The following is a 5,787-nucleotide window of genomic DNA, read 5'->3' on the forward strand; positions in this document are numbered from 1 at the left end:
AACCAGCAGTCAGACCTACAGGTCGCTGTCCTGCCGATATTATTCATATCAAAGGTACAGAGACTCCCTTATACGCGAAGTAATTCTCTGCAAACCAGCCCCGGCTCTCCGTAGCCATGCTTTCCTTCAGGAGACTGTAACATGATGGAGCCAAATACGCGTCCTCCCTTCAAGCCCGGCGACATCGTTCAGCACTTCAAGCATGAACACTACCCTGCTGATTCTCCCATGTATACCTACAGGATCCTTGGATATGCCACGCACTCCGAGACCAGAGAAACTCTCGTCATCTATGAGGCTCTTTACGACCTGCACGATGAAGATACACTCAAGGTATTCGCAAGGCCTCTCGATATGTTCATGTCAAAGGTAGACAGGAAAAAATATCCAGAAATCAAGCAGGAATATCGTTTTGAGCCCTTGCACGTTGTCAACAAAACGCTGCGATCATAGTTATTTCTTCATGCTATCTGTCACAGTTATAAGAGTATACAGATAAGCATTTTTTGTTTTCGACATTAAAAACTGTCAAATCGGCAAAATCAAGGAAAAATATGAAATTCGATGTTACCCGCATGCAGTGGACAAGAGCCCCTTATCACTACGAAATTACTCAGAATAAAATTGCGATCTTTACCGATCCTCAAACTGATTTATGGCAAAGGACCTATTATCACTTCCGCAATGACAATGCTCCTGTCCTGCAGATGTCCACAAAGGAAAAATTTTTTTCCTTCGTCGTAAAAACCGAATTTTCTGAAAACAGGCACCGCTTTGATCAGTGCGGCGTCGTGGTGTATCTGGACAGCGAAAACTGGTTGAAGGCTTCCATTGAGTATGAAAACTCACAATTTCAACATATTGGCAGTGTAGTAACGAATCATGGCTATTCCGACTGGGCTACTGCAGAGATTTCCGCGAATATTACGTCGATGTGGTATCGACTGAGTCGCCGGGAGGCTGACTTCTGCCTTGAAAGCTCGGAAGATGGAAAAGTCTTTCATCAAATGCGCATCTGCCATCTTTTCAATGCCAAGGATGAAATACGGTTCGGTCTTTACGCCTGCAGTCCGGAAAACTCCTCTTTCCACGCCATATTCACTCACATGGCACTTACAGAATGCCTGTGGCCCGCCCACGACGGCCAGGCCCCCGACGAACCAAACGAGCCCCTGTAAAAATTCCATAGAGAAACACTCTCTGTACATCTTTGACGAAAAGGATGCTATTTTTATTATAACATACTGTTTTAACATATTATAGTTCATTGGCCAAGCTCAAGGCCCCATTGACAGAAAATACGCATGCGTCTATTGAACGACCTATAGAAAGAAAAGGCTCTTGATGCCGAACAGCTATCAGGCCTTTTTCTTTGTCGGACTTCTGTCTCCTGCTGAGCTTGTCCTGTCGCTCTCAGGACTGAACCCCATCGGCTGAAGCTTTGAACGGCTTTTTCAATATGGGATTCCTCTGGTACCGCTGGTTATAAACCTTCGTTCTACGCTCTGGAGGATCACCATGATTTTCGACTTTCGTCTTCGTCCGCCGTATAAGGGATTCAAAAATCTCGGCATATTCAATCCTGCCTGCAACGAAAAAATTCCTCAGAAGGCTCACGGCATCCCCAGTGAGGCCGCCCGGACCAAAAACCTTGATCTTTTCTGGCGGGAAATGGAAGAAGCCGGAATTTCCAGAGGTGTCGTCATAGGCAGACAGATTCCCAACGACGCCGCCTCCGTTCCCAATGACGACGTGCTCGACATGGCGCGCGAGTTCCCCGACAAGATCATTCCCTTCGGCAGCCTCGACATTACCCGCGGCGTTTCCGCCACGCTCGACGAGCTGGAACGCTGCATCGAAGGCGGCATCAAGGGCATCGCCATGGAGCCCGCCTACGCCATGCCGCCCAGAAAGGCCGACGCCAACGTGCTCTATCCTCTGTACGCCCGATGCGAAAAGGCGGGCATTCCCATGGTGCTGACCCTGAGCTTCTTTCAGGGCACGCTGGAATATTCCGATCCCTGCACCGTGCAGCACGTGGCCAACGACTTTCCCCACCTTCAGATCGTCGTCGCCCACGGCTGCTATCCGTGGATTCCCATGATCTTCCAGGTGGCCATCACCAACAAGAACGTGTGGCTGCTGCCCGACATCTACATGCTGAACCCCACGGCGCCCGGCAATCAGATGTTCGGCGAGGCCATGCAATGGCTCGACGGCGAACGCATCCTCTACGGTTCCGCCTGGCCCTGCTATCATCTGAAGCAGGCCGTTCACGACATCGAGCGCTTCCACCTCTCGAAGGAACACAAGGAAAAATTCTTCTATAAGAACGCCGAAAAGCTCCTGAACATCAGCCTTTCCTAATAGTCTCTGTCGAAAGAACCGTCCGTATGCGGACGGTTCTTTCTTTCCGCTGCGGATCGCCCTTCTTCGGCAGACGAAGCGGCTCCCACGAAAGTGCGGCAATCCACACTCCCCGGCGACAGGGCCTGCCTGCAACGACGTCCATCAAGGGGCATATGTCCATCAAATCATACGCATAAGAAGCTTTCACAAGGCGGCCACGGTTCGACGCCGCGACAAGGACGCCTTACCGAGTCGCCGCATGCTCCAGAAACAAACCGAGGCGCTCCGAGCCAAGCGCTGATGCACGACGGGGCAGCCGAAACACGAACGTGACGGCCCAAGTCTCAAAAAAAAACACGCTCGATGCTCAGTGCAAAGGCAGACAGAATCCCCCCCATCATTTTTAATGTTCTTTTCATCACAATTTCATTTATCCCCCTTATTTTTTCGCAATATATTGTATTTTTTATTATTTTTACTCACTTTTCGTCTTTTCCCTCCTCTTTCTCTCTCAAAATACCGCCTTATATTCCTGTTCCCGCTCCCTGAATCATGATCCTTAATTTTTTTGGGAAAATATTGACAAGCCTTCTGAAAACAGCTAGGGTGCTTTTCAGAAGTTGGTGGCCTTTCAGTGGGCACTCCTCATAGAGTGTACCGGCCTGGGGCCGACATTGCCGGTTCATCACATGAAGAATGTGGTGCGCTGGCTTTTTTTGTCTTGAAGGCGGCAGTCCTGCTTGCAGCGCCGTCGTTCAGACAACGCTCTTGCCGCATCCTGATCGACAGTCGATGGCGGCAACAATTTACTGGGTGTTTTGCTCGGACTTTCACCAAAAAGACTCCGCAAGGCAAAACAAAGCAGCCTGGAACACATATGTCAGATATGTGCGTCCGGGCTTTTTGTTTTTTAAGGAGATTGCCATGAGTATTTGTGACACCACTTGTTGCATGACCGGCCAGGAACAGCGCCTCGCCGACGGCAGAGGCCAGTCCAGCCCCCGCGCCCGCACGAACAAGGCCCTGGAAATCATCAGAAGCGGACGTCCCAAGCTTGATATCGAACGCGCCGTGCTGTTCACGGAATCCATGAAGCAGACCGAACAGTATCCGCTGGTTCTGCGCTGGGGCAAGGCCATCCGCTACGTTATGGAACACATCGGCGTCGTCATTCAGGAAGGCGAACTTCTGGTCGGCACGGTCGGCGGCCCCGGCAGAATTTCCCCTCTGTATCCGGAACTTCGCTGCGGCTGGTTTCCCAAGGGCATGCCCGCCACCCAGCAGAAGGACGCCTACGCCGTGCGCACCGAAGACATGGAAGTCTTCATGGAAAAGGTGGTTCCCTACTGGAAGGGCAAAACCGCCCATGAACACTATCTGACCCTGCTGCCCAAGGAAACCCGCGACATCATCTACGGCGACGACGACTACGGCGCCACCGGCCTCATGCAGGACAACTCGAACATCAACTCCACCCTGAACTGGAGCGGCGTGTTCGACAAGATCATCTACAAGGGCGTGCTGGCGCTCAAAGCCGAAGCCGAACAGCGTCTCGCCGAACTGCAGAACGATCTCGTCCACAACCACTACGACAAGATTCCCTTCCTTCAGGCCGTGATCGAATGCTATGAAGGCATGCTCATCTACGCCCGCCGCTACGCCGAAAAGGCGCGCGAACTGGCCGCCGAAGAAAAGGATCCCGTGCGCAAAAAGGAACTGGAAACCATTGCTTCCAACTGCGAACACGTGCCCGCCTACCCCGCCCGCAACTTCTGGGAAGCCATGCAGGCCCACTGGTTCGCTCAGGTGGCCTACCGCGTGGAGCAGCAGATCAGCGGCGGCGTGGCCCTGCACCGCTTCGATCAGTACATGAACCCCATCTACGTGAAGGACCTCAAGGAAGGCACCCTCACCGAAGACTTCGCCCTTGAACTGCTGGAAGCCATGTGGCTGAAGATTGCCCAGGTGGTTCCCTTCAGCGCCACCAACGCCGGCAACTACTGGGAAGGCTACGCCCACTTTGAAAACTGCACCATCGGCGGCGTGGACAAGTACGGCAGAGACGCCACCAATGAGATGACCTATCTCATCATCCGTTCCAAGAAGGAATTTCCCCTTCACTATCCGGAAGTTTCCCTGCGCGTTCACTCCGGCACGCCGCACGAACTGCTGCACGCCGCCGCCGAACTCGTCAAGGAAGGCTGCGGCTTCCCCAAGTTCTTCAACGACGAAGCCATCATCACCCAGCTTCTCGTCAACGGCGCAAGCATCGATCAGGCCCGCGACTACTCCGCCGCCGGCTGCACCGAAATCCGCATGCCCAACATCGACACCTATCTGCCCCTGGGCGGCAACATCAACCTCGCGGCCGCGCTGGAAATGGCCCTCAACGACGGCAAGGCCCACTTCGGCCCCAAGTACGAAAAGCTCATGACGCCCTCCGTCGCCAGAAAGGACATCAAGAGCTATGAGGACATCGTTTCCAACCTGCGGGAATGCATCGACTTCTACGTGCGCCACTTCATGAAGCGTATGTCCGCGCTGGAACTGACCAACAAGCAGTGCCTCGCCGCGCCCTTCATGTCCTCCCAGAGCGACATATGCATGAAGAACCTGATGGACATCCATCAGTGTCTCATCCCCGGCGGCAACCATCACGACACCGGCAACGTCAACTTCAACGGCTTCGGCACCTGCTCGGAATCGCTCTGCGCCATCAAGAAGCTGGTGTACGACGACAAGGTGCTCTCCCTCGACGAACTGCTCAACGCCGTGAACAACGACTTTGAAGGACAGGAACCGCTCCGTCAGCTGGTGCTCAACGCGCCCAAGTACGGCAACAACGATCCCTACGCCGACAACATCGCCCGCAACCTCGACGCCATGATCATGACCATCGTCCACGGTTACGAATCCGTGTTCGGCGAAAAGTACGTCAAATACGTGCCCGTCACCTCCCACGTCGGCCTCGGCAACAAGACCTGGGCCACCCCGAACGGTCGTCACGCGCACACCTTCCTTTCCGAAGGCATCTCCCCCACGCAGGGTGCCGACATCAACGGTCCTCTCAGCACCATGATGTCCATCGCCAACAGCACAAGCCGCGTGTACCCCAACAGCTGCGCTCGCCTGCTCAACCTGAAGCTGAACCCGCAGGTCGTCAGCGGTGAAAAGGGTACGACCGACCTCATGAACCTTATCCGCAACTTTGTGGATCTCAAGCTCTGGCACGTGCAGATAGGCATCTACAACAAGGATGTGCTTCTGAAGGCCCGTGAACATCCCGAAGACTACAAGAACCTCATCGTCCGCGTGGCCGGCTACAGCGCCTACTTTGTGGAACTGAGCCCCAGCATGCAGGGTGAAATCATCGCCCGTACGGAACACGAGATGATGTAAACTTCCACGGCTTCTCCTGTCTTTTCGACAGGAGAAGCC

General features: G+C 53.7%; 4 protein-coding genes. All 4 read left to right on the forward strand.

The features are described 5' to 3' along the window. Window positions 1–141 precede the first annotated feature (141 nt). The 4 genes from QZZ60_RS10140 (at window position 142) to QZZ60_RS10155 (ending at window position 5,748) form a co-directional block, all read left to right on the forward strand. Complete coding sequence (locus QZZ60_RS10140) at window positions 142–453, forward strand: DUF1653 domain-containing protein (protein ID WP_295641078.1); 312 nt, start codon at window positions 142–144, stop codon at window positions 451–453. A gap of 101 nt (window positions 454–554) precedes the next feature. Then, window positions 555–1,178, forward strand: coding sequence for a DUF1349 domain-containing protein (locus QZZ60_RS10145; RefSeq protein WP_295641080.1), 624 nt, complete (start codon window positions 555–557; stop codon window positions 1,176–1,178). A gap of 340 nt (window positions 1,179–1,518) precedes the next feature. Next, on the forward strand, window positions 1,519–2,367 hold the full coding sequence (locus tag QZZ60_RS10150; RefSeq protein WP_295641082.1) for an amidohydrolase family protein: 849 nt from the start codon (window positions 1,519–1,521) through the stop codon (window positions 2,365–2,367). Window positions 2,368–3,273: 906 nt separating this feature from the next. Then, the gene (locus QZZ60_RS10155; RefSeq protein ID WP_295641084.1) at window positions 3,274–5,748 is read left to right on the forward strand and encodes a pyruvate formate lyase family protein; all 2,475 of its coding nucleotides are present in this window, start codon (window positions 3,274–3,276) and stop codon (window positions 5,746–5,748) included. The last annotated feature ends 39 nt before the right edge of the window (window positions 5,749–5,787 follow it).

Origin of the sequence: uncultured Mailhella sp. (genome assembly GCF_905187505.1) — a bacterium.
Classification (GTDB): Bacteria; Desulfobacterota; Desulfovibrionia; order Desulfovibrionales; family Desulfovibrionaceae; genus Mailhella.